We start from the raw sequence: 26,187 nt of genomic DNA, 5'->3' as shown, positions 1-26,187 counted from the left end.
ACAGGCGAAAGCCCGTCCGTGATCCCGGGCATCGAACAGGTGCGCGTGCAGTTCCGGACCATACGAATCCAGATGCACTGGCACCGCTTTGGACGCGCAAGCATCTGGAACTGGGGGGATTTGTGGTCAATAAGCCTTGAGCCAGGAGGGTCGGCGCGTGCTGTCGACCAGCGACACAGCCGGGGCGCGAGCGCCCCCCAGAGCCAGAGTTGCACGCCGCAGCATCTCGATGCTGTCCTCGGACTTTGCGGGCAGGGCGCTGGCAGAAATCGGCTCGCCCACAGTCACGCGGTAGGGCTGGCGATGCTTGTTCAGGGTTTCATGAAACAGGGTGATGTCCCGCAGCGTCGGGTGGATCAGATCGAACAGATAGAACAACACCGAGTTGCGCGCCCGGATGTTCACCGGGATCACCGGCAAATCGAACTTGCGCGCGATCATCGCGGCTGAGGGCATCCACGGCCGTTCATGCAACGACAATCCGCGCCGCTTGGCCAACCGCCCGGACGGGAAAATCACTCCGAGCCGCCCGTCGTTTACCGCCCGGCGGGTAAAGGCCATCGTCTCGCGGGTCTTGCCGTGGCTGCGCTTTTCCTGCCGCCATTCGACCGGAGCAATCATGTCCGCCATTTGCGGCAGAACCCGCAGGATGTCATGATTGGCAAAGAAATACGCGTCCGGCCGGACCGTGGTCAGCAGGTGATTGAGGATGATGCCGTCAGCGATGCCGGTTGGATGGTTCGCCACGATGAGTGCCGCTCCGTGACGGGGAACGTGGCCCAGCCCCGCGACCTCAACGTCGCGCGCCAACAGCTGGCCCATCGCTGCCATGATCTGATTCGAGGGCATGTCCTCGAACGCCGTGGCCAGCGAGACGGTCTTCTCGTAACCGAGAAGAAAATTCAGTGCCTTGCGCGCAGGACGCGTTCCCGGACGCGTCGCAAACAGCCACGGCGCGCGTTCCTGGATCAATGGGTCAATACGGTCCTGCATCCGGCACTCAAAACAGGTTATTGCAACAGGTTGGTGACAGGATTGCGTACCTTGTGAGGTGGGCGCAAGTCCCGGCAAGTGCGGTTCCCGGATTGTGCGGAAAACAGCCTGTGGGGTCAACGCAGAAAGATCGCTGCCAGTTCCCGGAAATTTCAGAAAATTTTCAGAAGATCGAAAACGGCTGGCGCTGAACCGCGACGCCCGCGCGTTGCAGCGCGGTTTCCAGGTCCCGGTGAGGCGGCGTCGCATCCGGCGGCACGAGGTGCGTCTGCCCGTCCCTGCCGACCAGCCGAACCCGCACGCTGCCGTCCCAATGGCGATCGAGACGCACATGTGCCAGATCGTCCAGCGCGACTGTCTGAGCGTGCCGCCCGCTTGTCCAGTGGATCTCGGTCGCGGTCAGGGTAAGCGCGGACCGCCGTCCGGCAAGGATGTCCCAGAGGGCGGGGAGGGTGAAAGCGCCCAGACCGGCGACAATCCAGCCCTCGGCGTCCAGCCAGACATATCCCGCCGCCAGAATCGCCCAGACAGCGGCCACCGCGCAGACTGGCCGCCACGCGCGGCCAGAACCGTGATGCTCCAGCAGGGCCATCGTTATTGCCCGCCCGCCAGGTCGCGAATGGCGCGAATGGTGAACCTGGCCGCGCCGGTCCCGAAACCGGCGCTGCTGCCGGTGCGCGGAAGGGGCTTCATCCCAGCATCCGGCTGACCATCTCGGTTGTGTCGCGGGACAGGTCCGGCTGGGCCGCGATCCGTTCGAGCGCGGCTTTCATTTTCGCCTGTCTGTCGGCGTCGTACCGCTTCCAGGTCTGGAAGGCCGAGCACATGCGCGCGGTGGTCTGCGGGTTCATCGCGTCCAGCCGGATCAGCCAGTCGGCCAGCAGATCGTAACCGGCGCCGTCCCTGCGGTGAAAGCCTGCGTGATTCATCGCCAGCGCACCAAAGACCGCGCGGAACCGGTTGGGGTTCTTCATGTCAAAGGCCGGATGGCTGCTCAGCGCCGCGGCGCGATCGACCGCCACCTCGGGATGCGCCGCGCCAACCTGCAAGCCGAACCACTTGTCCATGACCAGGCGGTCGTTGTGCCACTGATCGTAAAAGGCCTGAACCGCCCCGGTGTCCTTGCCGACCTGGATGAGCTGGCCCAGGGCGGACAGCTGCAATGTCATGTTGTCGGCCTTGTCGAACTGTTTCTGCGCCGCTGCACCGGCGTCCAGCCGGGTCTGCAGCGCCAGCGTCGCCGCACCCAGCGCCCGCATGCCCGACTGTTCGGCATCGGGTGCATAGGGTTCGGTGACCTTGCCTTCATAGGCCAGCTTGGGCAGCAGGTCGCGGAAGGACTGCGCCATGGTGTCGGCCATGGTCTCTTTGGCCTGCCAGATGGCATCCGGATCAGGGGTCGCGCCCGCCTCGTGCAGTGCCTGCGCCAGTTCCGCCTGTGACGGGCCGGACAACATCAGCGCGCGAAAGGCCGGGTCAAGTTCGTCGTCGCGCAGCAACGCGGCCAGACCGTCGAGATAGGCCTGATCGGGCGCCGCCCCGTCACGCACCATCGCGATCAGGCTGTTGCGCGCCAGAGTGCGCCCGGATTCCCAGCGGTTGAAGGCGTCGGTGTCATGGGCCAGCAGGAACACCTGTTCTTCCTTGCTGGCCACGCGGTCCAGCACCACCGGCGCGGAAAAGCCGCGCAGCAGCGACGGGATGGGTCTGGACGCCAGCCCGGTGAATTCAAAGCTTTGCTCGGCCTGCGTCATTTCCAGCAGCGTGGTCTTTACCACCTCGTCGCCATTGGCGTTCAGCAGCCCGACCGCGATGGGCAGCACCTGCGGCAGTTTTTCGTCCTGCCCCGGCGTCGGTGGCGTGTGCTGGGCGAAGGTCAGCGTATAGGTGCCGTCGGCGTAGTCCTCGGTGACCGACAGGCGCGGGGTGCCCGATTGCGAATACCAGCGTTTGAACTGGGTCAGATCGCGGCCGGTCACATCCTCGAACACCTTCAGCCAGTCCTCGATCGTGCAGGCCTCGCCGTCGTGGCGGGCAAAGTACAGCTCGAGCGCTTCGGCATAGCCTTCATCACCGACAAGGCGCTTGAGCATACCGATCACCTCGGCGCCCTTCTCGTAAACGGTGGCGGTGTAGAAGTTGTTGATTTCCTGAAATGATTCCGGGCGTACCGGATGCGACAGCGGCCCCTGGTCCTCGGGGAACTGGCGGGCGCGCAGGTCGATCACATCCGAGATCCGCTTGACCGGGGCCGAGCGGATGTCCGAGGTGAACTGGCTGTCGCGGAACACGGTAAGTCCCTCTTTCAGACAGAGCTGGAACCAGTCGCGGCAGGTGATGCGGTTGCCGGTCCAGTTGTGGAAATACTCATGGGCGATGATCGCCTCGATCCGTTCGAAATTGGCGTCCGTGCTGGTTTCGGGTGAAGCGAGCACCGCCGAGGAGTTGAACACGTTCAACCCCTTGTTCTCCATCGCGCCCATGTTGAAATCGTCCACCGCGACGATGTTGAAGATGTCGAGATCGTATTCCCGGCCATAGACCTCTTCGTCCCAGCGCATCGACTTTTTCAGGGCTTCCATGCCAAAGGCACATTTGCCTTCGTTCCCGGGACGCACCCAGATGTTGAGCGCGACCTCGGTGCCGGAGCAGGTGGTGAATGTGTCGGAGTGGTTGACCAGATCGCCCGCGACCAGCGCAAACAGATAGGACGGTTTGGGCCAGGGGTCGCGCCATTCCGCCCAGCCGTCACCGCTGTCTCTGGGGTTGCCGTTGGACAGCAGCACCGGGTGGGGGCCTTCGATGCGGACAGTGAACACCGACATCACGTCGGGGCGATCGGGATAGTAGGTGATCTTGCGGAAGCCTTCGGCCTCGCACTGGGTACAATACATGCCGTTCGACATGTACAGCCCTTCCAGAGCGGTGTTGGTTTCCGGGCTGATCTCGACTTCGGCCTCCCAGACAAAGGGCTTTTCCGGCACCGGGCAGCTGAGCCCGACCGAGGTCACGACCGGCTCGACCGGCTTGCCGTCGATCATGGCCGAAATCAGGTTCAGCTCTTCGCCATGCAGGAAAAACACCTTGTCCGTGGCATCGGGATTGGGGGCAAACCTGATCCGGCTCAGGACCCGGGTGCTGGTGGGGGCCAGCTGGAATGTCAGGTGCACATCCTCGACCACATAGCCAAAGGGTGTGTAGTCGCTCAGGTACACGGTCTGGGGGGCGGCGTCTTTCATGACGGATATCTCCTCTTCATGTCGCAGATGCGGAATATCAGGCGCCGCGTCTTTGCCCAGAGTGTTAGGCCCGGGAAACCGGCGCTGCAACAGGGTTCGCGGTGATTTCCGGTCGGCTTACCCTTCGTCGGCATCCGCCACGAAGGCGGCGCCCGAGAAAAATCCCCGCAATGCCGACGCAGCCGGTGTTTGAAATGCTCGCGATATCGGTGGGGTGACGGCGGGCCGGACAGGGGGCGGGGGCCGCCGTTACGTGCAGCGGGGAAATGCCCGGGATGGGCATGGCGCGGCCCGTGTCTGGTCAGGAATCAAGCATCGCGCCGCGCCAATCGCGGCCCTGACCGGATTGCAGTCGCCAAGTGGTCTGGACGGCGACAGACTGGCAATTGGCAACGCCACCGATGAAACCGACAGCCGCCAGGCGATTTCTTTCTGGCGGCGGCTGTTGCCTATCGGAAACTCTTTTTCTAATGATGCACACAATTGCATACCGCGCCAGCCTTGGGGGAAGCCGCCATGACCACCCGTATCACCCGCTGTGATCTGCAGATCGACGAGATCCTGTGTTCCTTTATTGAAGAAGAGGCATTGCCCGGCACCGGAGTGTCTGCTGATGCCTTCTGGCAGGGACTGGCGGATCTGATCCACGACTACGGCCCCAGGAACCGTGCGCTGCTGGAGCGGCGGGCCGAGTTGCAGACCCAGATCGACGAGTGGCACATCAAGCGGCGCAACCAGCCGCATGATCACGAAGCTTACAAGACATTCCTGACCGAGATCGGCTATCTGCTGCCCGAGGGCGAGGACTTTGAAATCGACACCTCGAATGTGGACCCCGAGATTGCCACGGTGCCGGGCCCGCAGCTGGTGGTGCCGATCACCAACGCCCGCTACGTGCTGAATGCCGCAAATGCCCGCTGGGGCAGTCTGTACGATGGCTTTTACGGCACCGATGCGATGGGCACGCCCGCCCCCAGGGGCGGTTACGACAAGGGGCGCGGCGCACGGGTTGTGGCGCGGGCGCGGGTGTTTCTCGACGAGGCGTTTCCGATTGACGGCGGCAGCCATGCGGATGCGCGGCGTTACCACATTCACAACGGTGCGCTGCTGGTGGACGACATGCCGCTGGCAGATCCGTCAAAGTTCGTCGGTTTCAGGGGTGACCCCCGCGCGCCGCAGGCGATCGTGCTGCGCAACAATGCGCTGCACGTCGAACTGGTATTTGACCGCACCCACCGCATCGGCAGCCGCGATCAGTGTGGTCTGGCGGATGTGCAGATGGAAAGCGCGATTTCCGCGATCATGGACTGCGAGGATTCCGTCGCCTGTGTCGATGGCGAGGACAAGACGCAGGCCTATTCCAACTGGCTGGGTCTGATGAAGGGCAATCTGGAAGAGACCTTCCAGAAGGGGAGCGAGACGCTCACCCGTTCGCTGAATCCGGACCGCGTCTATACCGCGCCGGACGGGGGCGAGGTGGTTCTCAAGGGGCGTGCCCTGATGCTGGTGCGCAATGTCGGCCATCTGATGACCAATCCGGCGATCCTCGACCGCGACGGCAACGAGGCCTTCGAGGGTCTGATGGACGCGATGGTGACGACCCTGATCGCAAAACACGATCTGGCGCGCGACGGCGGAAATTCGGTCAAGGGCTCGGTCTATGTGGTCAAGCCCAAGATGCACGGACCCGACGAGGTGGCCTTTGCCGACGCGACATTCAGTTTCGTTGAAAAGGCGCTGGGCCTGCCGCAGAACACGGTGAAGCTGGGCATCATGGACGAAGAGCGGCGGACGTCGGTCAACCTGAAACAGTGTATTCGGGCGGCGAAAAGTCGGGTGGCCTTCATCAACACGGGCTTCCTCGACCGGACCGGCGACGAGATCCACACCTCGATGGAGGCCGGGCCGTTCAGCCGCAAGGATTTCATCAAGCGCAAGGCCTGGATCGGCGGGTACGAAAACCGCAACGTCGACATCGGTCTCGAATGCGGGCTGTCCGGCCGTGCTCAGATCGGCAAGGGCATGTGGGCGATGCCCGACATGATGGCGGCAATGCTGGAACAGAAGATCGAGCATCCAAAGGCCGGGGCCAACTGCGCCTGGGTGCCGTCGCCAACCGCGGCCACACTGCATGCGCTGCACTATCACAAGGTTGATGTGTTTGCCGTACAGGCCCGGCTGCGCAAGGGCGGGCGGCGCGCGCATGTCGACACGATCCTCGATATCCCGCTGGCGGCATTCCGGAAATGGTCCGAAGACCAGGTGCTGCGGGAGGTCGAAAACAACGCTCAGGGCATTCTGGGTTATGTGGTGCGCTGGATCGACCAGGGTGTCGGATGCTCCAAGGTGCCGGATGTCAATGACGTCGGGCTGATGGAAGACCGCGCGACCTGCCGGATTTCGGCGCAGCACATCGCCAACTGGCTGCACCATGACGTGGTGAGCGAGGCCACGGTTCTGGAAGTGATGCGGCGCATGGCGGTGGTTGTGGACGGCCAGAACGCCGGAGATCCACAGTACCGCCCGATGGCTCCGGATTTTGGCGGAATTGCGTTTCAGGCCGCCTGTGATCTGGTGTTCAAGGGGCGCGTGCAGCCGTCGGGCTATACCGAGCCGGTGTTGCATGCCCGCAGGTTGCAGCTGAAGTCCGCCTGACAGCGGGCCGGTTTGTCAGAGGGATGAGGGGGCTGTCCGCCCCCTCACACTCCCCCGAGGATTTTTGAACACAGAGAAGCTGGAAAGAGAGAGAGCAGAGATGGCAGCGATTTCACTGAGACGGGCGCGGACGATCATTCGCAAGGCGCTGGATCACGGCAAGGCGGAAGGGATGAACCCGCTGTCGGTGGTGGTGCTGGACGCTGGCGGGCACCTGATTGCCTTTGAACGCGAGGACGGGGCGAGCCCGGGGCGGTTCCTGATTGCGCAGGGCAAGGCCTATGGGTCGGTCATGCTGGGCATGGCAGGCACCGCGCAGATGAAGCGTGCCGAAGCACAGGCCTATTTCATCGCAGCGGCCGGAGCCGCCTTTGGGGGACAGATGATCCCGGTCCCCGGCGGGGTGCTGGTGCGCGACGCCAAGGGCGCCGTGCTGGGGGCCGTGGGAGTGACCGGCGATTCGTCTGATAACGATGCATCTGCCGCCAAAACGGGCATCGAAGCGGCGGGGCTGAGCGCGGAAATCTGAGCCGGGCTTTTCCAATCCTTCAGGGTCGCTTATGTAGTGTGCAGAGGACTTTCCTGAAGAGGGCATCATGAGCCGTCCGATCGTTGGAATCATTGGCAATCAGCATCTGCTGAACGACCAGTACCCGGCGCATGCCGGCGGGTCGATGAATTCGGAGGCGGTGGCATGCGTTGCGGATTGCGTGCCGCTGCTGATTCCGGCCGATCCGCGGTTCATGTCGGTCGCGGAGTTGCTGGAGGCCTGCGACGGCTTTGTGCTGACCGGCGGGCGGCCGAATGTGCACCCCGAGGAATACGGCGAAGAGGTGACCGAAGCACATGGCGCCTTTGATCGCGCCCGCGATGCCATCGTGCTGCCGCTGGTACGGGCCTGCGTCGAGCGCGGCCAGCCGTTCCTGGGCATTTGCCGGGGCTTTCAGGAGGTCAATGTGGCGATGGGCGGGTCACTCTACCCCGAGATACGGGAACTTCCGGGTCGGCTCAATCACCGGATGCCACCGGATGGGACGCTGGAGGAGAAGTTTGCGTTGCGCCATGTGGTGACGTTTTCGGAAGGCGGCCCCTTTGCACGGCTTCTGGGCGCCCGCGAGGTGATGACCAACACCCTGCACGGGCAGGGCATCAAGCGTCCCGGGGCACGGATCGTGGTCGACGGACATGCGCCGGACGGTACCCCGGAAGCGACCTATATCGACGGCGCGCCCGGCTTTACATTGTCGGTACAGTGGCATCCCGAATGGGATGCCGCCAACGATCCGGTCTCGCGGCCGCTTTTCACCGCCTTTGGCGACGCGGTGCGCGGTTGGGCGGCGTCACAGACCATCCCGGGCCGCAGGTCGGCCTGAGAAACGGATCATGCGGCCAGATGCGGTGCCAGGGCGGTCATCAGCGACACCGTTTCGTGCTGCTTGAGACAGCGGCGCGCGGTGGCGCCGTAGCTTTCAGGATGCGCCCGCAGATCGGGCAGTGACCGGAACAGATCTTCGCGTGCCGCCGCGCTGAGGCTTGCAAGCCCGGTGGGTCCGGGGTGAAAGCTTTCGGTCGCGGCCCCGTTGGCATAGATCACCTGATGGCGGTCCATCAGCAGGTGGATATAGGTGACCTCGCCGCCGGGCACCTGAACGACATCGGTGCCGTTGAGCAGGTGACGGGCGGACACCAGCACCTCGTTCGCTCCGAACATCAGCTCCGCGCGATAGCCCTGGTACAGCAGCCGGTGCTGGGGGGAAACCAGCAGCGGCCGTGTGCAGCCCGGCAGCACACCGGGGGCGATGCGCACCGGGGCAACCTGGCCAAAGGCGGCGATCCGGCGGGCGCCGATCCAGCGCAAAGGTTGCAGGCCGTCATCACGTGTGACCAGCAGATCACCGCGACGCAGGTCCTGCACCGGCCGGGGGCCGGTGTCGGTGAGGATCTCTGTGCCCGGCGTGAAGCAGATGACGGAGTCGATGTTGGAGAAGGTTACCAGCGTCCCGTCCAGCATCTGGATCGTGCCGCTGAACTCGCCTCCGCCCTGATCGACCATTGTCAGGGTGGTGCGGTCTGCCAGCCCATTGAGGTTGAGCACGTCACCCAGGGTCTGCGTCGCGGTGCCGCCGTCGATCTTGATGCCGGTGGTGCCGAACTCGGAAAGGTCGACCAGGGTAAAGACATCGTCGCCGTCACCGCCAGCGGCGGAATCGCCCTGGCCGACGTAGAGCGTGTCGTTGCCCGCGCCGCCCAGCATCTCGTCCGCACCCGTGCCGCCGTAGATCACGTCGTCGCCGATGCCGCCGTAGAGGAAATCGTCGCCGCCGCCGCCGTCGATCGTATCGTTGCCCGCGCCGCCATATATGACGTTGGTCAAGCCGGGCACCAGACCGTCGTCCCCGGTCAGACTGTCATCAAACGCCGAGCCGATGATCCCTTCGACACCGCCGCCGTGCACATCGCCCGCCGCGTCACCGCCGGAAAAGCTGTTCGTCGCAAGGTTTACCGAAACACCGGCGCCCGAAGCGGAGTAGTCGGCAAAGTCCATGCCGGTGCCGCCGGTCAGAGTGTCGGCCCCGGCACCGCCGGCCAGCGTGTCGTTGCCCGCGCCGCCGTCAAGGCTGTCGTTGCCGGGGCCGCCATTCAGGCTGTCATTGCCTGCGCCGCCTTCCAGCGTGTCGTTGCCCGCCTCGCCGAACAACGTGTCGTTGCCGTCACCGCCGCGCAGCAGATCATTGCCTTCGGCGACCGGAACAGCATCGTAATACAGATCGGTGACCCAGATTGCCTGAGTCCCGCCCTGACCGTTGACATAGTTGATGGTGATCGAAGAGACCGGTCCGGCAATTTCGATCAGGGCCGAACCGCCCGCCTGCGCCGCGGTTTCGGCGGTTGTCCCGGCCGTGATGGTGTTGCCGGAATAGGTGTCCCCGGCGCCCGGCGTGATGGTGACGGTGACCGGATTGCCGTCGGCGTCAAAGGCGTTGACAGTGACGATATCGGTATGGTTCCCCGAACCCCAGTCGATGTCGTTGATGCGGAAGCGGACGTTTTCCACCGCGCCGGAAACCGAGGCTCCGGCGCTGGGCGCAAAGCCGATGGTGGTGATCGAGGTGGCGCCGTCGCCATTGCCAAAGAGGTACAGCGAAGAGTTTGTGGCATAGGGTTCGCCGGGGGCGACATATTGCGGATCGTCTGTGTCGACCCGAAAGATCGGGTTGTTGTTGCCGGTGTTGGCAAACGACACGCTGACGTCGATGGTACCGGTGTCCTGGGTGAAGCCGGCCGCAAGGTTGGTGCCGTTGGCGCCCTGCAGGTTCCAGTTCAGGGATTCCTCGATCGGGGGCGGCGTGTAGCTGCCATAGTCGCCGTAAAGCAGATCGTCGCCGGTGCCGCCATCCAGGGTGTCATTGCCGACGCCGCCGATGGCCGTGTCGTTGCCCGCGCCCGCCGCGATGCTGTCGTTCGGGGCGGCGGGGTTATCGTCGACGAATTCGTTCTGCGCGTCATAGTAATTCGGGTCGATCGAATCATTGCCGGCCGTGCCGTCGACGACATTATTGGCGACCACATAGTCGGTCTGGCTGAAGGCGATATCGCCGCGGGTGACATCGGCGTTGGTGTTGTAGGCGTTGACGGTATAGCTGCGCCCGGAAATCAGCGGCACTTCGGACAGGGTGTACAGCCCCGCAGCCGCCCCGTTCTCGACGTCGAACTGGATCACTTCGAAGGTGCGGCCGGTGACATCGTCGGTGACGGTCCAGACAATTTCAGCATCCACATCGCTGAGCGCAGAGGACGCGCCCGGGATCGAGACGCTCGCGGTTGCGGATTCGCGGCCGCGGCTGTCGTCATCCAGAGTCGTGCCCTGAATGCCCGGTTCGTTGTCCGTGATCACGGCTGTGCCCGCTGCGGTGCCAGGTCCGGTCCAGGTAAACTGACTGCCTATTGCGGTCGAGAAAATGGAGGCCGGATTGGCGAGGTAGAAACTGACAGAATAGATGGGCATTGCTCGGACCGCTCTTTTTTATGGCAATGCGTGCTTGTGCCCGGCAAAAGTTGACGTGGGCCAGCCGCATCGTTTCCGGAAACGGTACAGTAATCTGATGGCTTTGGTTCGCGGAAAGTGCGGAAAATTTGCGGCGAATACCTGAAGTGTTGCTGTAAAACCCTTGGTTTCGCTCTGTTTTCGCTCCGGATTGGCCGCGGCGTCGCCTCCGATGCCGTTCAGACATGCTTTATGGCACGCCGAGCACGCCTGGCTGACAAGCCCGCCTGATCATCAATTCGCCGCCGTCAGGTCACCGCCTTGCGTTCAAGAAACTCGGGACGGTCCCACAGGGCGCCGCGCAAGATGCGGGTCAGGATGCCGATGGCTTCGTCCACGTCGCGTTCGTTGACGTAGAGCGGCGCAAAGCCGAACCGCATCACGTCCGGTGCGCGAAAATCGCCAATCACCCCGTCGGCGATCAGTGCCTGCATCACCGCATAGCCGTGCTCGAAACGGAACGACACCTGCGAGCCGCGCAGGTCAGGGTCGCGCGGCGAATGCAGGCTCAGCTGCGGACAGTTCTGCTCGACTCCGGCGATAAAGCGTTCACAGAGTTCGACCGAACGGGCGCGGACGTCGGCCATCTCGACCCGGTCCCAGACATCCAGCGCCACGTCGAGCGCGGTCATGGCCAGCACCGGCGGCGTCCCGACGCGCATCCGCTGGATCCCGTTCCCGGCGTCATAGCCCTGTTCGAACGCAAAGGGGCGGGCATGCCCCATCCAGCCCGCGAGGGCGGGTTGCGCCGCATCTGCATGGCGCGGGGCGACATAGATGAAGGCCGGCGCGCCGGGGCCGCCATTGAGGTACTTGTAGGTGCAGCCAACGGCAAAATCCGCCCCCGCACGCATCAGGTCCACCGGAATGGCGCCGGCCGAATGCGCCAGATCCCAGACCGTGATCACCCCGTTGTCATGCGCTTTCGCTGTCAGCCCTGCCATGTCGTGTCGGCGACCGGTGGTGTAGCCGACTTCGGTGAGCAGGGTCACCGCGATCTCCGGGGTGATCGCCGCCTCGACCTCTTCGGGAGCGACGACACGCAGTTCAAAACCGTCTCCAAGCAGCTGTATGAGGCCTTCGGCCATGTAGAGATCCGAGGGAAAGTTGGAACTGTCCGACAGGATCACCCGGCGGTCCGGATTGAGGGCAAGGGCGGCGGCGAGGGCCTGGAACACCTTGATCGACAGGGTGTCGCCCATCACCACATGGCCCTGCTCTGCGCCGATCAGCCGGGCGATGCGGTCGCCGACGCGGGTGGGCTGCGCCATCCAGCCGCTGGCATTCCAGCCGGTGATCAGCTGTTCACCCCATTCCTGTTCCATCATCTGCATCATCCGGGCCGGGGCCATCTTTGGCAGCGGTCCGAGCGAATTGCCGTCAAGGTAAATGAGCCCCTGGGGGATGTGAAACTGATCGCGGGTCCAGTCGAAGTCGGTCACATCTCACCCCCTGCGATCTGGATGGCCTGGCCGTTGATGCTGCCGGAATGCGCGCCGCAGAGCCAAAGGGCGGCTTCAGCCACCTCCTGCGGGGCGATGAGGCGTCCATGCGGGTTGGCGCCGTCCATCACCGCATGGGCCTCGTCTTCGGACATGCCGGTACGCTGCATGATCCGCGCGATGTTCTGCGGCACGATGTCGGTATCGACATAGGCGGGGCAGAGCGCGTTGAAGGTGTAGGGCTTGCCAAGATAGTCAGCAGCGAGACCCTTGATCAGGCCGATCAGCCCGTGTTTCGAAGCCGAGTAACACGGCGCGCCGCGCAGTCCCTTGACCCCGGCAATCGAGGAAATGGCAATGACCCGCCCCCAGTCCGTTTCCCGCATCGAGGTCAGGGATTCGCGGATCGTCAGGAAGGCGCCGTCCAGATTGGTCGCCATCATCGTGCGCCAGAAATCCATGTCGGTCTTGTGCAGCGGGCGGCCTTCGGCGATTCCGGCATTGGGCACGCAGATCTGCACCGGACCGCGCGCCGCAACGGCCGAGGCAATCCCGTCCACGACAGACCTTTCGTCCATGACGTCAATGACCTGCCCAAAGAGACCCTCTGTCTGTGCGGCCTCGTCAAGTTTTGACTGGCGGCGACCGGTGACCGTCACCAATGCGCCTTCGGCGGCCAGTGCGCGGGCGATGGCAAGGCCGATTCCGGTGCCGCCTCCGGTCACAAGCGCATGTTTCCCCGCAATATTCATCCGAACTCTCCCCGATTTTTGGACAGGTTAGCCCAGTCTGCTGCGGTGGCAAGGTGGGCTCGGCACCGACTGCTGGCGGGTGAGGGTGCACCGCATCTGATTCCCCTGCGCCGACGTTCCGGTGTGTTGCCGCAGGTCCGGAACCGAGTCGGCGACGTTGCGCCTTTGGCCTGATGCGGCAAATTGGCGCGAAGGGATCCGGACCACCGGGCAAGGCAGCAAATTGTAACGTTTCCTTTCGGAAATCCGGAAGAGGGTGGGGTAAGTAAATTGCGGCGGGCGACCCGCACGCGCAACATATGTCTATGTGGCTTTAAGTTTGTTGCCGTCTATGGTCTACAACCGCAAGCAAGCTTGTCTGAGCTAGGTCAGCACGGTAGACCCATCATGGATTGGGCTGCCGCGACGTAATTGGGCACTGTCTGACGTAAGAGGGGACGAAGACGTGAAAATTGGAACGCCAAAGGAAGTGTTCGAGGGCGAGGCACGGGTTGCCATGACGCCGGACTCGGCACGCATGCTTCAGAAACTGGGGTATGATTGTGCCATCGAGACCGGGGCCGGGGCGGCTGCGGGCTTTACCGACGAGGCATATGCCGAAGCCGGCGTAGAGGTCATCAAGACCGCCGCCGCGCTGTGGAAAGAAGCGGATATCATTGCCAAGGTGCGCCCGCCGTCGGACACCGAAGTCAAGCGCCTCACCGCAGGCAAGCTTCTGATCAGCTTCTTCTGGCCGGCCCAGAACGGCGAGCTGATGCAGGCAGCGGCCGACAAGGGCGCCAGCGTCATCGCCATGGACATGGTGCCGCGCATCAGCCGGGCGCAGAAGATGGATGCGCTGAGCTCGATGGCCAATATCGCGGGTTACCGCGCGGTGATCGAGGCAGGCAACAACTTTGGCCGCTTCTTCACCGGTCAGATCACGGCGGCGGGCAAGGTGCCCCCGGCCAAGGTTCTGGTTGTCGGCGCCGGGGTTGCCGGACTGGCGGCGATCGGTACCGCGACCTCGCTGGGCGCGATCACCTATGCCTTTGACGTGCGTCCCGAAGTGGCCGAACAGGTTGAATCGATGGGCGCGGAATTCGTCTTTCTCGACTTTGAGGAAGAGGCCAAGGATGGTGCGGAATCAGGCGGTTACGCCTCGGTCTCCAGCCCGGAATTTGCCGCGGCCCAGCTCAAGAAGTTCCGCGAAATTGCCCCCGATATCGACATCGTCATCACCACGGCGCTGATCCCCAACCGCGAAGCCCCCGAGCTTTGGACCAAGGATATGGTCGACTCGATGAAGCCCGGTTCGGTGATCATCGACCTGGCGGCGGAAAAGGGCGGCAACTGCAAGCTGACGGTGATGGATCAGAAGATCGTCACCGACAACGGCGTGACCATCATCGGCTATACCGACTTCCCCAGCCGGATGGCGACGCAGGCCTCGACGCTGTATGCGACCAACATCCGCCACATGATGACCGACCTCACCCCCGGCAAGGACGGTGTGGTCAACCACAACATGGACGATGACGTCATTCGTGGCGCCACCATCGCCCATGCCAAGGAGGTGACGTTCCCGCCGCCCCCGCCCAAGGTCAAGGCGATCGCGGCGCAGAAGCCGAAGGAAAAGGTCAAGGAACTGACCGCCGAGCAAAAGCGCGACAACGAAGTGGCGGCCTTCAAGGCACAGACCAAATCGCAGGTCACGCTGCTGGCTGTCGGCGGCGGTCTGGTGCTGTTCGCGGGCCTGTTCGCCCCGGCCAGCTTCATGCAGCACTTCATCGTCTTCGTGCTGGCGGTCTTTGTCGGCTTCCAGGTGATCTGGGGTGTGGCGCACAGCCTGCACACGCCGCTGATGGCGGTGACCAACGCGATCTCGTCGATCATCATTCTGGGCGCGCTGATGCAGATCGGCTCGGGGTCCTGGTTGGTGATCCTGCTGGCGGCGCTGTCGGTCTTCATGGCGGGCATCAACATATTCGGCGGTTTCCTCGTGACACGGCGCATGCTCGCCATGTTCCAGAAGTCGTAAGGGGGCAAGGCACATGGAATTCGGATTTACAACGGCGGCCTATGTGGTCGCGGCGGTGCTCTTTATTCTCTCGCTTGGGGGATTGTCGGGGCAGGAAAGCGCCAAGCGGGCGGTATGGTACGGCATCACCGGCATGGCACTGGCGGTGGTCGCCACGCTGATCGGGCCAGGGTCCGGGCTGTGGCTGGCGTCGCTGGTGCTGGTCGCGCTGGGCGGTGCAATCGGCTATCAGCTGGCAACCAAGGTGCAGATGACGCAGATGCCGGAACTGGTGGCGGCAATGCACTCGCTGGTGGGTCTGGCAGCGGTCTTCGTGGGCTACGTTGCTCATATCGAACTGGGCCGGGTGCTGGCGATGTCACACGAACAGCGCGAAGCGCTGGAGGGTTTCGCCGCCCTGCTGGCGCACAAGCAGCCGGTCGAGGTGAACATCCTGCGGGTCGAACTGTTCCTCGGGGTCTTCATCGGTGCGGTGACCTTCACCGGGTCGGTGATCGCTTATGGTAAACTGGCCGGCAAGGTGTCCTCGGCGGCGACCAAGCTGCCGGGCGGCCACATGCTCAACATCGGTGCGGCAGCGCTCTCGGTCGTTACCCTGATCTGGTATTGCAGTACCGGCGGCCTGTTCCCGCTGGTCATCATGACGCTCTGTGCCCTGTTCATCGGCTACCACCTGATCATGGGCATCGGCGGCGCCGACATGCCGGTGGTTGTCTCGATGCTCAACAGCTATTCCGGCTGGGCAGCCGCGGCGATCGGCTTCTCGCTTGGCAACGATCTGCTGATCGTGGTCGGTGCGCTGGTCGGCTCTTCGGGTGCGATCCTGAGCTACATCATGTGCAAGGCGATGAACCGGTCGTTCGTGTCGGTCATCCTGGGCGGCTTTGGCGGCCCGGCGGGCGAGCAGATGGCGGTTGAGGGCGAGCAGATCGCCATCGACGCCGAAGGTGTGGCAAGCGCGCTGGACGAGGCGGATTCGGTCATCATCATCCCGGGCTACGGCATGGCGGTGGCGCAGGCTCAGCAGAACGTCGCTGAACTGACCAAACGCCTGCGCGCCAAGGGCAAGACCGTGCGCTTTGCCATCCACCCGGTGGCGGGCCGTTTGCCGGGGCACATGAACGTGCTGCTGGCCGAGGCCAAGGTGCCCTATGACATCGTTCTGGAAATGGACGAGATCAACGAGGACTTCCCGGACACGGACGTGGCCATTGTCATCGGCTCCAACGACATCGTGAACCCGGCGGCGCAGGACGATCCGAACTCGCCCATCGCGGGTATGCCGGTTCTGGAATGCTGGAAGGCCAAGCAGGTGTTCGTGTCCAAGCGCGGGCAGGGCACCGGCTATTCCGGCATCGAGAACCCGCTGTTCTTCAAGGACAACACGCGGATGTTCTATGGTGACGCCAAGAAGTCGCTGGACGAGTTGCTGACCAAGATCACGTAACGCCGCAGCCGTCAGGCACGACTTGTGGAGAGCCCCGCCTTGAACGGCGGGGCTTTTTTGTTTCCCGGATCGGACGGCAGCCAGGGGGACCGGTGTTTTGTCCGGCGGACGGGACAATTCCCGGAAACCCGCGATTTTCCGGGTTCAGCCTGTGGTCCGCAACGAGGCGTCTCTGGACCGATCGCAGCGGTCTGATGCTGCCCTGAGGTTCGACGCTCTGCTTGGTGAAAGCGCGGGACGAGAGTAAAGTCGGGGTATCAGGCGGGGAGACAGGTGGAGGTGCGTCATGCAGAAAGTTACGGGAATTGGCGGCGTGTTCTTTCGCGCCCGCGACCCGGTGGCGCTGTCGCAGTGGTATGCACAGCACCTGGGCGTTGATCCGGTCACCGACGTGCCCTGGCAGCAGCAGGCAGGCGCGACAGTTTTTGCGCCTTTTCCGGAAGATACCGATTACTTCAGCCATTCCGACCAGCGCTTCATGCTGAATTTCCGGGTGTCCGATTTGCCGGCGATGATTGCCCAACTGGAACGCGCCGGGATTTCGGTCGAAACCCGGGCGGAGTGGAACAGTCCGGCCGTGGGTCGCTTTGCCCGCATCCACGACCCCGAGGGCAATCCGGTCGAACTTTGGCAGCCAGCCGGGTAGGGGGCGCGACCCATCGCGGGTGTATGCGATTGCGTACTGGCAAGTACATGACATTGAAAGGATTTTTCTTTACAGACCGGGTGCGCGTGATTAGCTAGGTACAACATTCAAGGGACCGAGCCATGCCCCCGATCCAGGATCATCCGCTGCGCTACAAGCTTGCCAACGAGCTGCATGCCCGGCCATTTCCATCCCTCAAGGCGCCTTGCCGGGCCGTGTTTCTGGCAATCAAGAAATCGCACCAGGCGGCATCGCGCGACAAGGCGCTGGATCTCAAGCATCTGACGGATCTTCTGGACCGCTACGGCACGGCCCATCCGCAGCCCGGGGCCACGCATTTCTCGGACCGGATTGGCCAGCACGTGCTGAAGTGGGAACAGCACACGGAATTCGTGACCTACACGGTGTTTCTGAACGGCCTCACACCCCGGGTGTTCGACCCGGCGGATTTCGAGGTATTCCCCGACCAATGGCTGCGCGATTCGCCGGGTGTGCGGATCACGTCGGCGCTGATCCGGGTCAGCGCACGCGACAATGACGACGAGATCAGCAGTCTGATCGAAGACTGGTTTGTGCCCGAAAGCCTGGCGGTCAGCTCGGTCATCGACGACGAGGCTGTGATGGCAGGAGATTTCCGCATCGATCCCTCGGGGCATCAGCGGTTTGCGGTTTTCCCGCGCCCGCATGTGGGCGAGCGCCGGATCGGCCGTATCGTGCAGCGGCTGTGCGAGATCGAGACCTACAAGACCATGTCGATGCTGGGGTTTTCCCGGGTGCGCGAACTGGCCCCCCGCATGTCCGAGATCGACAGCGAACTGTCCAAACTGATGGTCGCCATGACCGAAGGCACCGGCCCGGCCGAGGATACGCTGAAATCGCTGCTCTCTGTATCGGCCGAGCTCGAGTCACTGTCGGCGCAGGCGTCGTTCCGGCTGGGGGCTACCGGAGCCTATGAGGCCATCGTCGGCCAACGCATTCAGGTGCTGCGCGAGCAGCGGTGGCGCGGGCGGCAGTCCTTTGCGGAGTTCATGATGCGGCGCTACGATCCGGCCATGCGTACGGTGAAATCCAGCGAGCGGCGTCTGGAAAGCATGGCCAACCGGGCGATGCGGGCCGGCGATCTTCTGCGCACCCGGGTCGAGGTCGAACGCTCGGCACAGAACCAGCAGTTGCTCGAGGGGATGAACCAGCGCGCCGAAACGCAGTTGCGATTGCAGCGCACGGTCGAAGGGTTGTCGGTTGTGGCCATCAGCTACTATGCGGTGTCGCTGGCGTCCTACCTTTTGTACCCGCTGGCCGGGGCGCTGAACCTGTCCAAGGGAATGCTCACGGCGCTTGTGACGGTTCCGGTCGTGCTGACCGTCTGGCTCATGATCCGCCGAATTCATCACCGGATGGAAAAGAAGGCGCCTGATCACTGACACGCGCTGTGGTCTAACCGCTGTGGTCTAACCGCTGGGGCCGGGGCGCCGGGGGCGGTGCGGCCCGCGACAGTGCCACGGGCCGTCGGTGGCGTTGCACGTCACCTGTCATCTGATGCCCCGGTAAGCCGACGTTTGCGGGCAGGGCGGGGCGCCAGTGCCGAAAGCTATTCGGCTGCGTGGGCGTAATGTGTCGCTTTTGCCGGCGCCATCGCCAACATTGCGTGCATGACGACGGCGCCGAGGGCGATCGCGGCCAGCGCCAGAACTGCCGCGATTGACAGCGTCGGCACACCGGAGAGGCCCGCTCCCACGGTGCAGCCACCGGCAAGCACCCCCCCGACACCCATCAACATGGCCCCTGCCGCGTAGCGACCGGTCTCACGTGGTGTCGAGAACGCCTGCCAGCGGAAGCTTCCAAAGATCAGTGATGCCGCAAGTGCCCCGGCAAAGGTTCCGCCGATCAGGCCGACGCCAAAGCCTGCCGGGATTGATGTCGCGGCCACGGTCCAGAACAGGGTTTCGGCGTAGGGTGATGTAAACGACAGGCTTTCCATCGCAATGGGATCAAAGTCATCGTACAGAACGTAGCCTGTCCCGACCCAGGCCAGCGGAACCAGCGTGCCCAGCAATGCCGCAAGCAGCAGGGTCCCGGGCCGGTTTTGCGAGGTCAGGCCCACGGACAGTGCCGCCAGGCTCAGAAGTCCGGCCCAGACCATCCCGCCACCGGGCAAGGCGCTCAGCGACACGGCGTCACCCAGCGAAACGGTGGCCGCGCCCAGTGTCGTCCGCAGCGGGGCAAGGATGCCTTTCAGGGTGGCATGGGCTGTGATGGCAAAGATCACCAGCACGAACAGCCCGCGCAGATTGCCACCGGCGGTCAGCACGGTCAGCCGCGAGACACAGCCGCGAGTCAGCACCATTCCCGCCCCGAACAACAAGCCGCCGACAGCGATGGCGAGGAGGGGCAACTCCGAGGCCATGAACCGGTGATCGTCAAAACTGATCCAGCCCCGAAATGTGGCAAGCTGGGTTCCAAACACCGCCACTGCAAGGGCGGTCATCCAGACGCCCATCGCCTGCCGCCGGTCGTCGCCGACAAGGCCACGCCGGAAACAGAACTTGGTCCGTTCGGCCAGAAGCCCGAAGGCGGCACCCAGGATCAGGGCAAAGAGCACGGCCACTTGCGGTGCGGTGAGGGTTTCGAACCCGAGGTCTTCGAACATGGCGGATCTCCGCAGCATTGCGTTTCGCCCCTGATGTAGAGAGCCGCGCCGCGATGCAAGACTTTATCGGGGCGCAGAGGCGGGTGCAGGCGGAACGCTGTCCCGGAATCCGGGAACATCAGGGACAGATGTCCGTGGGTTCCGCAGGACGGAAACCGATCTGGTTTCAAAGGTTTCGGCGCGGGCAGGCCAGAACGTCTTATTTTTCGCACCAGGCTGTGGATGGCGGAAACCCTGTCGGCGCAGTGGCTCTGCGCCGATGGGTGCCTGCCCTAGCGGCCCCGGATTCGCGGATCCAGCGCGTCGCGCAGCCCGTCGCCAAGGTAGTTCACCCCCAGCACCGTCAGCGAGATCATGATGCCCGGCAGCAGCACGCGTTCCGGAAAGTCGTTCATCCGCGGCACGGCATCGGCCAGCATCTTGCCCCAGGTCGGAAAGTCCGAGGGAAAGCCGACACCGAGAAAGGACAATGCGCTTTCGGTGATGATGGCCGTTGCCAGCCCCAGCGTCGCCGAGACCATGATCGGCGACAGCACGTTGGGCAGCAGGTGGCGCTGGATGATCTTGAACGGTGTGGTGCCGATGGAGCGGGCCGCCAGAATGAATTCGCGTTCCTTGAGGGCGAGAACGTCCCCCCGCACGATCCGCGCCGTCGGCATCCACGAGGTTACGCCGATCACCGTGACGATCAGGATGAACATGCCGCCTTCGGGACCGAAATTGGCGCGCAGCGGCTGGCGGAACAGGGTGACCGCGACCAGCAGCAACGGCAGGATCGGCAGGCTGAGGAACAGGTCGGTCAGACGCATCAGTGGGCCGTCGATCTTTTTGAAGTATCCCGAGATGACGCCGACGGCGGTGCCGATGAACAGCGACAACAGCATCGCGGCCCAGCCCACTGCCATGGATGCGCGTCCGCCGGCGATCAGGTTCGCAAGCCCGTCGCGGCCCAGGTTGTCGGTGCCCAGCGGATGGCCGATGGCGACCTTGGCGCCGCTGTCCCAGAGCGCGGTGTAGATCGGACGCAGATCCTTGTTCCGGATGTCGAGCTTTTGCGGATCCAGCGTCCAGACATAGGGCCCAAGAAGCACGGCGAGGGTGATGAAGATCAGAAAGCCCGCACCGAGCAGCGCGCCCTTGTGTTTGGAAAACTGGCTCCAGACATCGCGCCATTGCGAGCGCGGCTCGCGCGGCGGCTCTTTGTCGGTCAGGGCGACGATCGGGGCGGGGGCGGGATTAGTCATAGCGAATCCTTGGGTCGAGGACGCCGTAGAGGATGTCGGCAATGAGGTTGAAGAGCACGATGAGGAAGGCAAAGATGAAGGTCAGGGTCATCACCATCGGCAGGTCGTTGGCGAAAAGCGCGGTGATCAGAAGCTGGCCGATGCCGTTCACCTTGAAAACGTTTTCCGTGATGATGGCACCACCGAAGATGGCCGGAACGCCCAGAGCGATCACCGTGACCACCGGGATCATCGAGTTGCGCAGCACGTGGACCATCACCACCACCGCCTCGGACAAGCCCTTGGCGCGGGCGGTGCGCACATAGTCCTGGTTGAGGTTGTCGAGCATGGACGCGCGCATGTAACGGCTGAGCTGGGCGGTGGTTTGCAGCGCCAGCACCATCACCGGCATGATCATCTGTTGCAGCTGGACCTTGAAGGCGGCCCAGCTGTCGACCACCAGCGTCGTGTCGTAGATCGACGGGAACCAGCCCAGTTGTACCGAAAAGATCACGATCAGAAGCGGTCCGGTGAAAAACGGCGGGATCGAAAAGCCGATCATCGTGATGAAGGTGCCGGACTGGTCGAACAGGGAATACTGCCGGTAGGCCGAATAGATGCCGATGGGAAGGGCGATCAGCACACCGACGATGTAGGACAGGCCCACGACCCAGAGGGTTTGCGGAATCCGCTGGATCACGATGTCCATCACCGGGCTGCGTGTCTGCCAGGAAATCACCCGCAACTTGCCTTCGGAAAACGAGGTGCCGAACCAGTTGTCCCACAGCACCTGCGGTTCGATCCAGAACATCTGAACCAGCCATTTCCAGTACTGGACCAATGGCGCTTCGCCCAGTCCCAGAGCCTGGCGCATCTTTTCCTTGACCTCGGGCGGAACGGTCAGCGGCACCTGCGCCATCGGATCGCCGGGGGCGAGTTGCAGCAACATGAAGATCGCGAAACTGATGAACAGAAGCGTCGGAACTGAGAGGACCAGTCGTCGGATGGCGTAGGTCAGCATGTGGCGCCTCGGGTCATGAGTTTCAGTATCAGGGGCATCGGATCCGGCGCACAGAGGGCAAAACACAGCGGTGCAGGGACTGGAGGGCGGTGCTGCGGGTACGCCATCCTAGCCAGAGTTCGGATCGGGGGAAAGCACAGACGCGGCGGGAGAGATCCCGCCGCGCGAAACGTGCCGGTTGTTTAGTCGATGCGGTGCCAGTCGGCAATGTTCCAGAGCTCGGAATCCCAGGTGTTGAGCGCGACACCGCCCAGCGAGTTGGAATGTGCCGAAACCCGGCCGCGGTCTACCAGCGGAACGATGGTCATCGTGTCCTTGGTGATGATGTCGTTCAGCTTTTTCGCAATTTCGCCACGCTTGTCGAGCTCGCCGGTCATGGCCAGTTCATCCAGCAGGGCGTCATATTCTTCATTGCAGAAGCGGTTGATGTTCTCACCCTGCCACTGCGACGACGGCTTGGGTTCGTTGCCGCAGCGATACATCGAAAGATAGGACTGCGGGTCGGTGCCGTCGAAGTTGTTGGCGTACATTTCGACATCCGCATAGAACTTCTGGAAGGTATCGGGCGACCCCGCATCACCACCGAAGAACACCGATGCATCGACATTGCGCAATTCGGTTTCAACACCGATCTGGCTCCACCAATCCTTGATCAGTGCCTGGAAGTCCTGACGGACCGCGTTGGTCGAAGTCTGGTAGAGCAGAGACAGTTTGACGCCGTCCTTGTCGCGGATGCCGTCACCATCGCTGTCGGTCCAGCCGGATTCCTCCAGCAGAGCCTTGGCGCCTTCGATGTCCTGAACCAGGCAGTCTGTGTTGGTTTCGCTGGCGTAGAGTTCGGGCGCAGGCACCAGGTTGCAGGTAGCGCGGCCGGCCTGACCATAACCGACCTCGACCAGCAACTCGCGGTCGATCGCCATGGACAGCGCCTTGCGGACGTTGAAGTCGGACAGGAACGGGTGCGGGTGCGCCACGGTGGCCCGCTCGCCTTCGGGCAGGTCCGGGGAGGGATCGGTCATGTTCATCTCGATCCGCTCGACCAGGGTGCCGAATGCCGCGACCGGAACGCCTTTTCCACCTTCGGACATCTGGGCCAGTACGTCGGGGGCCAGCTGCAGGTTCCAGGCATAATCGTATTCGCCGGTTTCCAGCACGGCGCGCCCGGCCGCATTGGCATCGCCGCCGCCCTTGAAGTTGACCGTGGCAAAGGCGGGCTTGGCCGGGTCGCGGTAGTGCGGGTTGGCCTCAAGCGAGATCACGTCGTTGGGACGGAAATCGGTGACAACAAAGGGGCCGGTGCCGATGGGGGCAAAGTTCTGGTCGGTGCAGGACGAGGCGGCGGCACCGGTGCAGTTTTCAAACTGCGCCTTTTGCAGGATCGGTGACTGGCCACCCATGAACGGGCCATAGGGGTTGGGCGTCGGCGCCCCGAAAGTCACCTTGACGGTCAGCGGGTCGATCACGTCGATCGACTGAACTCCGGTGAACTTGGCCAACTGGGCGCAGCCGCCTTCCGGGTTCATGCAATAATCGCCGGTGAACTTAACATCCTCGGCCGTAAAGTCGGTGCCGTCGGACCATTTGAGACCTTCCTTGATCTTCCAGGTGATCGTGGTCAGATCTTCGGACACGCCGCCGTTTTCGACCGTCGGAATCTCGGCGGCAAGGAACGGCACCAGAGCGCCGGTCGGGTCGTAGCGGCCCAGCGGCTCGATCACGAGGCTGGCCGCCTCGATGTCCTTGGTGCCGCCGGACAGGAACGGGTTCATGATCGAGGGCGCCTGCCAGTAGATGATGTTGACGTTGCCGTCCGAGCCACGCTCGGCCATCGCGGCCGGTGCCAGCGCAAAGGATGCAGCAGCCCCCAGCAATAGGGTTTTCATCTTCATTTTCATTCTCCCAGTTGTACGCCCGCTTTGTCCGGGGCGGTTGTTCTGCAGGGGGGCAGCGCGGTTCCGGGTCTTTTGCCAGCTTCGCAATACCGGTCAAGCAGACTTGTTCCGCAGCCCCCCACGGTGGCGCCATCGAAGCAGACTTTGCGGAAATTGCAAGGCTTAGCGCGGGGTAAAGCAGCGAGTTGGGTTTGACACTGCTCGGGCACTGCACTTAGCTTTGGCGCAACCCGGAACCGCTTCGGGAACCTTTCAGTCCAAAGAGGCCCCAATGCTTGATCACGCCATCGCCCGGATCCAGAATCTGCGCGTCGAATTTGAGACGAAGGATGGTCCGGTGGTCGGGGTCGAGGACGTTTCTTTCGAGATCGGCCCCGGCGAAACGGTCTGCGTCGTGGGCGAATCCGGTTCTGGAAAATCGGTGTCGTCGCTGTCGCTGATGCGGTTGATCGAGTACGGCGGCGGCGATATCGCCAACGGCCGGCTGCTGTTTGACCGCAAGGTCGGCGGCGAGATCGACCTCGCACAGACCGACCAGGATCTGATGCGCACCATCCGTGGCAATGAGATCGGCATGATCTTTCAGGAGCCGATGACCGCGCTGAACCCTGTGTTCACCGTGGGCAGGCAGCTGACCGAGGGTTTGCGGGTGCATCGGGGCATGGACCGCGCAGAGGCCGAGGCCCGGGCGCTCGAGTTGATGCAGCAGGTGCGCATTCCCGAGCCCGAACGGCGGCTGAAGCAGTATCCGCATGAATTGTCGGGCGGCATGCGCCAGCGGGTGGTGATTGCGATGGCGCTTGCGTGCAAGCCGCGCCTGTTGATCGCGGACGAACCGACAACCGCGCTGGACGTGACGATTCAGGCCGAGATTCTGGCGCTGATCGACCGGCTCAAGCGTGAGACCGGCACCGCAGTGATGTTCATCACCCACGATATGGCGGTGGTGGCGCAGATGGCGGACCGGGTTGTCGTGATGTTCCGCGGCAACAAGGTCGAGGAAGGCACCGTCGAGGAGATCTTCGAGAACCCGCAGCACCCCTATACGCAGGCCTTGCTGGCCGCGGTGCCGAAACTGGGTGAAATGACCGGCAAGGCGCTGCCGGAACCGATGAAGCTGCTGGGCTCGGATGCCCATGCCCCCCGACCCATTCCCGGATCGTCCGAAGTGCTGTTGAAGGTGCGCAACCTGACAACCCGCTTTCCGGTCAAGGGCGGATTTTTTCGCCGGACGGTGGCGAATGTGCATGCTGTCGAGGATCTGTCGTTTGATCTCAACCGCGGCCAGACGCTGAGCCTCGTGGGCGAATCCGGGTGTGGAAAATCCACTGCGGGACGGTCGATCCTGCGGCTGGTCGAGCCGCAGTCAGGCAGCATCGACCTGGGCGGCACGGACATCATGGCGCTGAGCCAGAGCGATCTGCGGACAGCGCGGCTGGATATGCAGATGATCTTTCAGGATCCGTTCGCCTCGCTCAACCCGCAGATGAACCTGAGCGATCAGGTGGCCGAACCGATGCGCAATTTTGGCACTCACAAGGGCACCGAGATGCAGGATCGCATCGCGATGCTTTTTGACCGGGTGGAACTCCCACGCTCGTTTCTGCGGCGCTATCCCCACGAGTTGTCGGGCGGCCAGCGGCAGCGGGTGGCGATCGCCCGGGCGCTGGCGCTGAATCCCAAGCTGATCATCGCCGACGAAGCTGTCTCTGCTCTGGACGTTTCGGTGCAGGCCCAGGTGGTCAACCTGATGATGGAACTGCAGGCCGATCTGGGGCTCTCGTTCCTGTTCATCAGCCACGACATGGCTGTGGTCGAGCGGGTCAGTCACAACGTCGGGGTGATGTATCTGGGTCGCATCGTCGAACTGGGCCCGCGCGCCGCCGTGTTCGAGGATCCGCAGCATCCCTATACCCAGGCGCTGATGAAAGCGGTTCCGATCGCCGATCCGCGCCGCCGCAAGTCCGAGAAGGACCTGAATTTCAAACCGATCCCGTCGCCGATCCACCCGGTCGGTTACGAACCCGGCCCGTCGGTCTATGCAGAGGTCACGCCGGGCCATTTCATCCTGACATCGGACAGCGGGTACTGACGCTCGGGGCAAATTACCCGGGCAGGTGCGACGGAACGGGCTGGCTGCTGCGTTCAAGGGGCGTTACGGCAAC

Annotated in this window: 18 protein-coding genes; 8 read left to right on the top strand and 10 right to left on the bottom strand. The window is 63.3% G+C overall.

Features of this window, described 5'->3' with window-relative positions:
• Positions 1-126: 126 nt before the first annotated feature.
• The 3 genes from FOY53_RS07690 to pepN all read right to left on the bottom strand — a co-directional run bounded on the left by FOY53_RS07690 (position 127) and on the right by pepN (position 4,232).
• Entirely contained in the window at positions 127-993 is an 867-nt protein-coding gene (locus tag FOY53_RS07690; protein ID WP_146587428.1) for a lysophospholipid acyltransferase family protein, read from the bottom strand.
• A 163-nt stretch (positions 994-1,156) separates the two neighbouring features.
• Positions 1,157-1,585: a hypothetical protein gene (locus tag FOY53_RS07685; RefSeq protein WP_146587426.1), complete on the bottom strand. Its 429-nt coding sequence runs from the start codon at positions 1,583-1,585 to the stop codon at positions 1,157-1,159.
• A 97-nt stretch (positions 1,586-1,682) separates the two neighbouring features.
• Positions 1,683-4,232: an aminopeptidase N gene (pepN, locus tag FOY53_RS07680; protein WP_146587424.1), complete on the bottom strand. Its 2,550-nt coding sequence runs from the start codon at positions 4,230-4,232 to the stop codon at positions 1,683-1,685.
• A gap of 516 nt (positions 4,233-4,748) precedes the next feature.
• Here pepN and FOY53_RS07675 point away from each other — a divergent pair.
• The 3 genes from FOY53_RS07675 (at position 4,749) to FOY53_RS07665 (ending at position 8,260) form a co-directional block, all read left to right on the top strand.
• On the top strand, positions 4,749-6,887 hold the full coding sequence (locus FOY53_RS07675) for a malate synthase G (RefSeq protein WP_146587422.1): 2,139 nt from the start codon (positions 4,749-4,751) through the stop codon (positions 6,885-6,887).
• 100 nt (positions 6,888-6,987) lie between these two features.
• Complete coding sequence (locus FOY53_RS07670; protein WP_146587420.1) at positions 6,988-7,416, top strand: GlcG/HbpS family heme-binding protein; 429 nt, start codon at positions 6,988-6,990, stop codon at positions 7,414-7,416.
• A 67-nt stretch (positions 7,417-7,483) separates the two neighbouring features.
• Positions 7,484-8,260, top strand: a complete 777-nt coding sequence (locus FOY53_RS07665) for a gamma-glutamyl-gamma-aminobutyrate hydrolase family protein (protein WP_146587418.1) — start codon at positions 7,484-7,486, stop codon at positions 8,258-8,260.
• Positions 8,261-8,268: 8 nt separating this feature from the next.
• Here the strand turns inward: FOY53_RS07665 and FOY53_RS23960 are convergent, their stop codons facing one another.
• From FOY53_RS23960 to FOY53_RS07650, 3 genes are all read right to left on the bottom strand, one after another.
• Positions 8,269-10,893: a Hint domain-containing protein gene (locus FOY53_RS23960; protein ID WP_146587415.1), complete on the bottom strand. Its 2,625-nt coding sequence runs from the start codon at positions 10,891-10,893 to the stop codon at positions 8,269-8,271.
• 287 nt (positions 10,894-11,180) lie between these two features.
• Positions 11,181-12,374 carry a kynureninase gene (gene kynU, locus FOY53_RS07655; protein WP_146587413.1) on the bottom strand — a complete coding sequence of 398 codons (1,194 nt, stop codon included), beginning with the start codon at positions 12,372-12,374 and terminating at the stop codon, positions 11,181-11,183.
• A complete protein-coding gene (locus FOY53_RS07650; RefSeq protein ID WP_146587410.1) occupies positions 12,371-13,126 on the bottom strand; it encodes an SDR family NAD(P)-dependent oxidoreductase in 756 nt (251 codons plus the stop codon). The genes kynU and FOY53_RS07650 overlap by 4 nt, the downstream gene beginning before the upstream one ends.
• Before the next feature lie 445 nt (positions 13,127-13,571).
• On the opposite strand from FOY53_RS07650, the gene FOY53_RS07645 reads away from it, so the two are divergent.
• The 4 genes from FOY53_RS07645 (at position 13,572) to FOY53_RS07630 (ending at position 18,660) form a co-directional block, all read left to right on the top strand.
• Entirely contained in the window at positions 13,572-15,146 is a 1,575-nt protein-coding gene (locus FOY53_RS07645) for a Re/Si-specific NAD(P)(+) transhydrogenase subunit alpha (RefSeq protein WP_146587408.1), read from the top strand.
• A gap of 13 nt (positions 15,147-15,159) precedes the next feature.
• Entirely contained in the window at positions 15,160-16,593 is a 1,434-nt protein-coding gene (locus FOY53_RS07640; protein WP_146587405.1) for an NAD(P)(+) transhydrogenase (Re/Si-specific) subunit beta, read from the top strand.
• A 286-nt stretch (positions 16,594-16,879) separates the two neighbouring features.
• Entirely contained in the window at positions 16,880-17,239 is a 360-nt protein-coding gene (locus FOY53_RS07635) for a VOC family protein (protein WP_146587403.1), read from the top strand.
• 122 nt (positions 17,240-17,361) lie between these two features.
• Entirely contained in the window at positions 17,362-18,660 is a 1,299-nt protein-coding gene (locus tag FOY53_RS07630; protein ID WP_146587401.1) for a DUF3422 family protein, read from the top strand.
• Between the two features lie 167 nt (positions 18,661-18,827).
• Here FOY53_RS07630 and FOY53_RS07625 read toward each other — a convergent pair whose 3' ends face one another.
• From FOY53_RS07625 to FOY53_RS07610, 4 genes are all read right to left on the bottom strand, one after another.
• Positions 18,828-19,886, bottom strand: coding sequence for a YeeE/YedE family protein (locus tag FOY53_RS07625; protein ID WP_146587399.1), 1,059 nt, complete (start codon positions 19,884-19,886; stop codon positions 18,828-18,830).
• A gap of 272 nt (positions 19,887-20,158) precedes the next feature.
• Positions 20,159-21,130 (bottom strand): ABC transporter permease, encoded by a 972-nt coding sequence (locus FOY53_RS07620; protein WP_146587397.1) that lies wholly within the window; start codon positions 21,128-21,130, stop codon positions 20,159-20,161.
• Positions 21,123-22,130, bottom strand: a complete 1,008-nt coding sequence (locus tag FOY53_RS07615) for an ABC transporter permease (RefSeq protein ID WP_146587395.1) — start codon at positions 22,128-22,130, stop codon at positions 21,123-21,125. The genes FOY53_RS07620 and FOY53_RS07615 overlap by 8 nt, the downstream gene beginning before the upstream one ends.
• Before the next feature lie 182 nt (positions 22,131-22,312).
• A complete protein-coding gene (locus FOY53_RS07610) occupies positions 22,313-24,019 on the bottom strand; it encodes a peptide ABC transporter substrate-binding protein (protein WP_146587393.1) in 1,707 nt (568 codons plus the stop codon).
• A 274-nt stretch (positions 24,020-24,293) separates the two neighbouring features.
• On the opposite strand from FOY53_RS07610, the gene FOY53_RS07605 reads away from it, so the two are divergent.
• Positions 24,294-26,114 (top strand): ABC transporter ATP-binding protein, encoded by a 1,821-nt coding sequence (locus tag FOY53_RS07605; RefSeq protein WP_146587391.1) that lies wholly within the window; start codon positions 24,294-24,296, stop codon positions 26,112-26,114.
• Positions 26,115-26,187 lie beyond the last annotated feature (73 nt).

Source organism: Puniceibacterium confluentis (genome assembly GCF_007923445.1).
GTDB lineage: Bacteria > Pseudomonadota > Alphaproteobacteria > Rhodobacterales > Rhodobacteraceae > Puniceibacterium > Puniceibacterium confluentis.
This window is presented reverse-complemented; position numbering and strand designations above follow the sequence as displayed.

What these genes read in the sequence shown, in the direction of transcription:
- FOY53_RS07690 (WP_146587428.1), bottom strand. Translation starts at nt 993, where the DNA reads ATGCAGGACCGTATTGACCCATTGATCCAGGAACGCGCGCCGTGGCTG.
- FOY53_RS07685 (WP_146587426.1), bottom strand. Translation starts at nt 1,585, where the DNA reads ATGGCCCTGCTGGAGCATCACGGTTCTGGCCGCGCGTGGCGGCCAGTC.
- pepN (WP_146587424.1), bottom strand. Translation starts at nt 4,232, where the DNA reads ATGAAAGACGCCGCCCCCCAGACCGTGTACCTGAGCGACTACACACCC.
- FOY53_RS07675 (WP_146587422.1), top strand. Translation starts at nt 4,749, where the DNA reads ATGACCACCCGTATCACCCGCTGTGATCTGCAGATCGACGAGATCCTG.
- FOY53_RS07670 (WP_146587420.1), top strand. Translation starts at nt 6,988, where the DNA reads ATGGCAGCGATTTCACTGAGACGGGCGCGGACGATCATTCGCAAGGCG.
- FOY53_RS07665 (WP_146587418.1), top strand. Translation starts at nt 7,484, where the DNA reads ATGAGCCGTCCGATCGTTGGAATCATTGGCAATCAGCATCTGCTGAAC.
- FOY53_RS23960 (WP_146587415.1), bottom strand. Translation starts at nt 10,893, where the DNA reads ATGCCCATCTATTCTGTCAGTTTCTACCTCGCCAATCCGGCCTCCATT.
- FOY53_RS07650 (WP_146587410.1), bottom strand. Translation starts at nt 13,126, where the DNA reads ATGAATATTGCGGGGAAACATGCGCTTGTGACCGGAGGCGGCACCGGA.
- FOY53_RS07640 (WP_146587405.1), top strand. Translation starts at nt 15,160, where the DNA reads ATGGAATTCGGATTTACAACGGCGGCCTATGTGGTCGCGGCGGTGCTC.
- FOY53_RS07635 (WP_146587403.1), top strand. Translation starts at nt 16,880, where the DNA reads ATGCAGAAAGTTACGGGAATTGGCGGCGTGTTCTTTCGCGCCCGCGAC.
- FOY53_RS07630 (WP_146587401.1), top strand. Translation starts at nt 17,362, where the DNA reads ATGCCCCCGATCCAGGATCATCCGCTGCGCTACAAGCTTGCCAACGAG.
- FOY53_RS07625 (WP_146587399.1), bottom strand. Translation starts at nt 19,886, where the DNA reads ATGTTCGAAGACCTCGGGTTCGAAACCCTCACCGCACCGCAAGTGGCC.
- FOY53_RS07620 (WP_146587397.1), bottom strand. Translation starts at nt 21,130, where the DNA reads ATGACTAATCCCGCCCCCGCCCCGATCGTCGCCCTGACCGACAAAGAG.
- FOY53_RS07615 (WP_146587395.1), bottom strand. Translation starts at nt 22,130, where the DNA reads ATGCTGACCTACGCCATCCGACGACTGGTCCTCTCAGTTCCGACGCTT.
- FOY53_RS07610 (WP_146587393.1), bottom strand. Translation starts at nt 24,019, where the DNA reads ATGAAGATGAAAACCCTATTGCTGGGGGCTGCTGCATCCTTTGCGCTG.
- FOY53_RS07605 (WP_146587391.1), top strand. Translation starts at nt 24,294, where the DNA reads ATGCTTGATCACGCCATCGCCCGGATCCAGAATCTGCGCGTCGAATTT.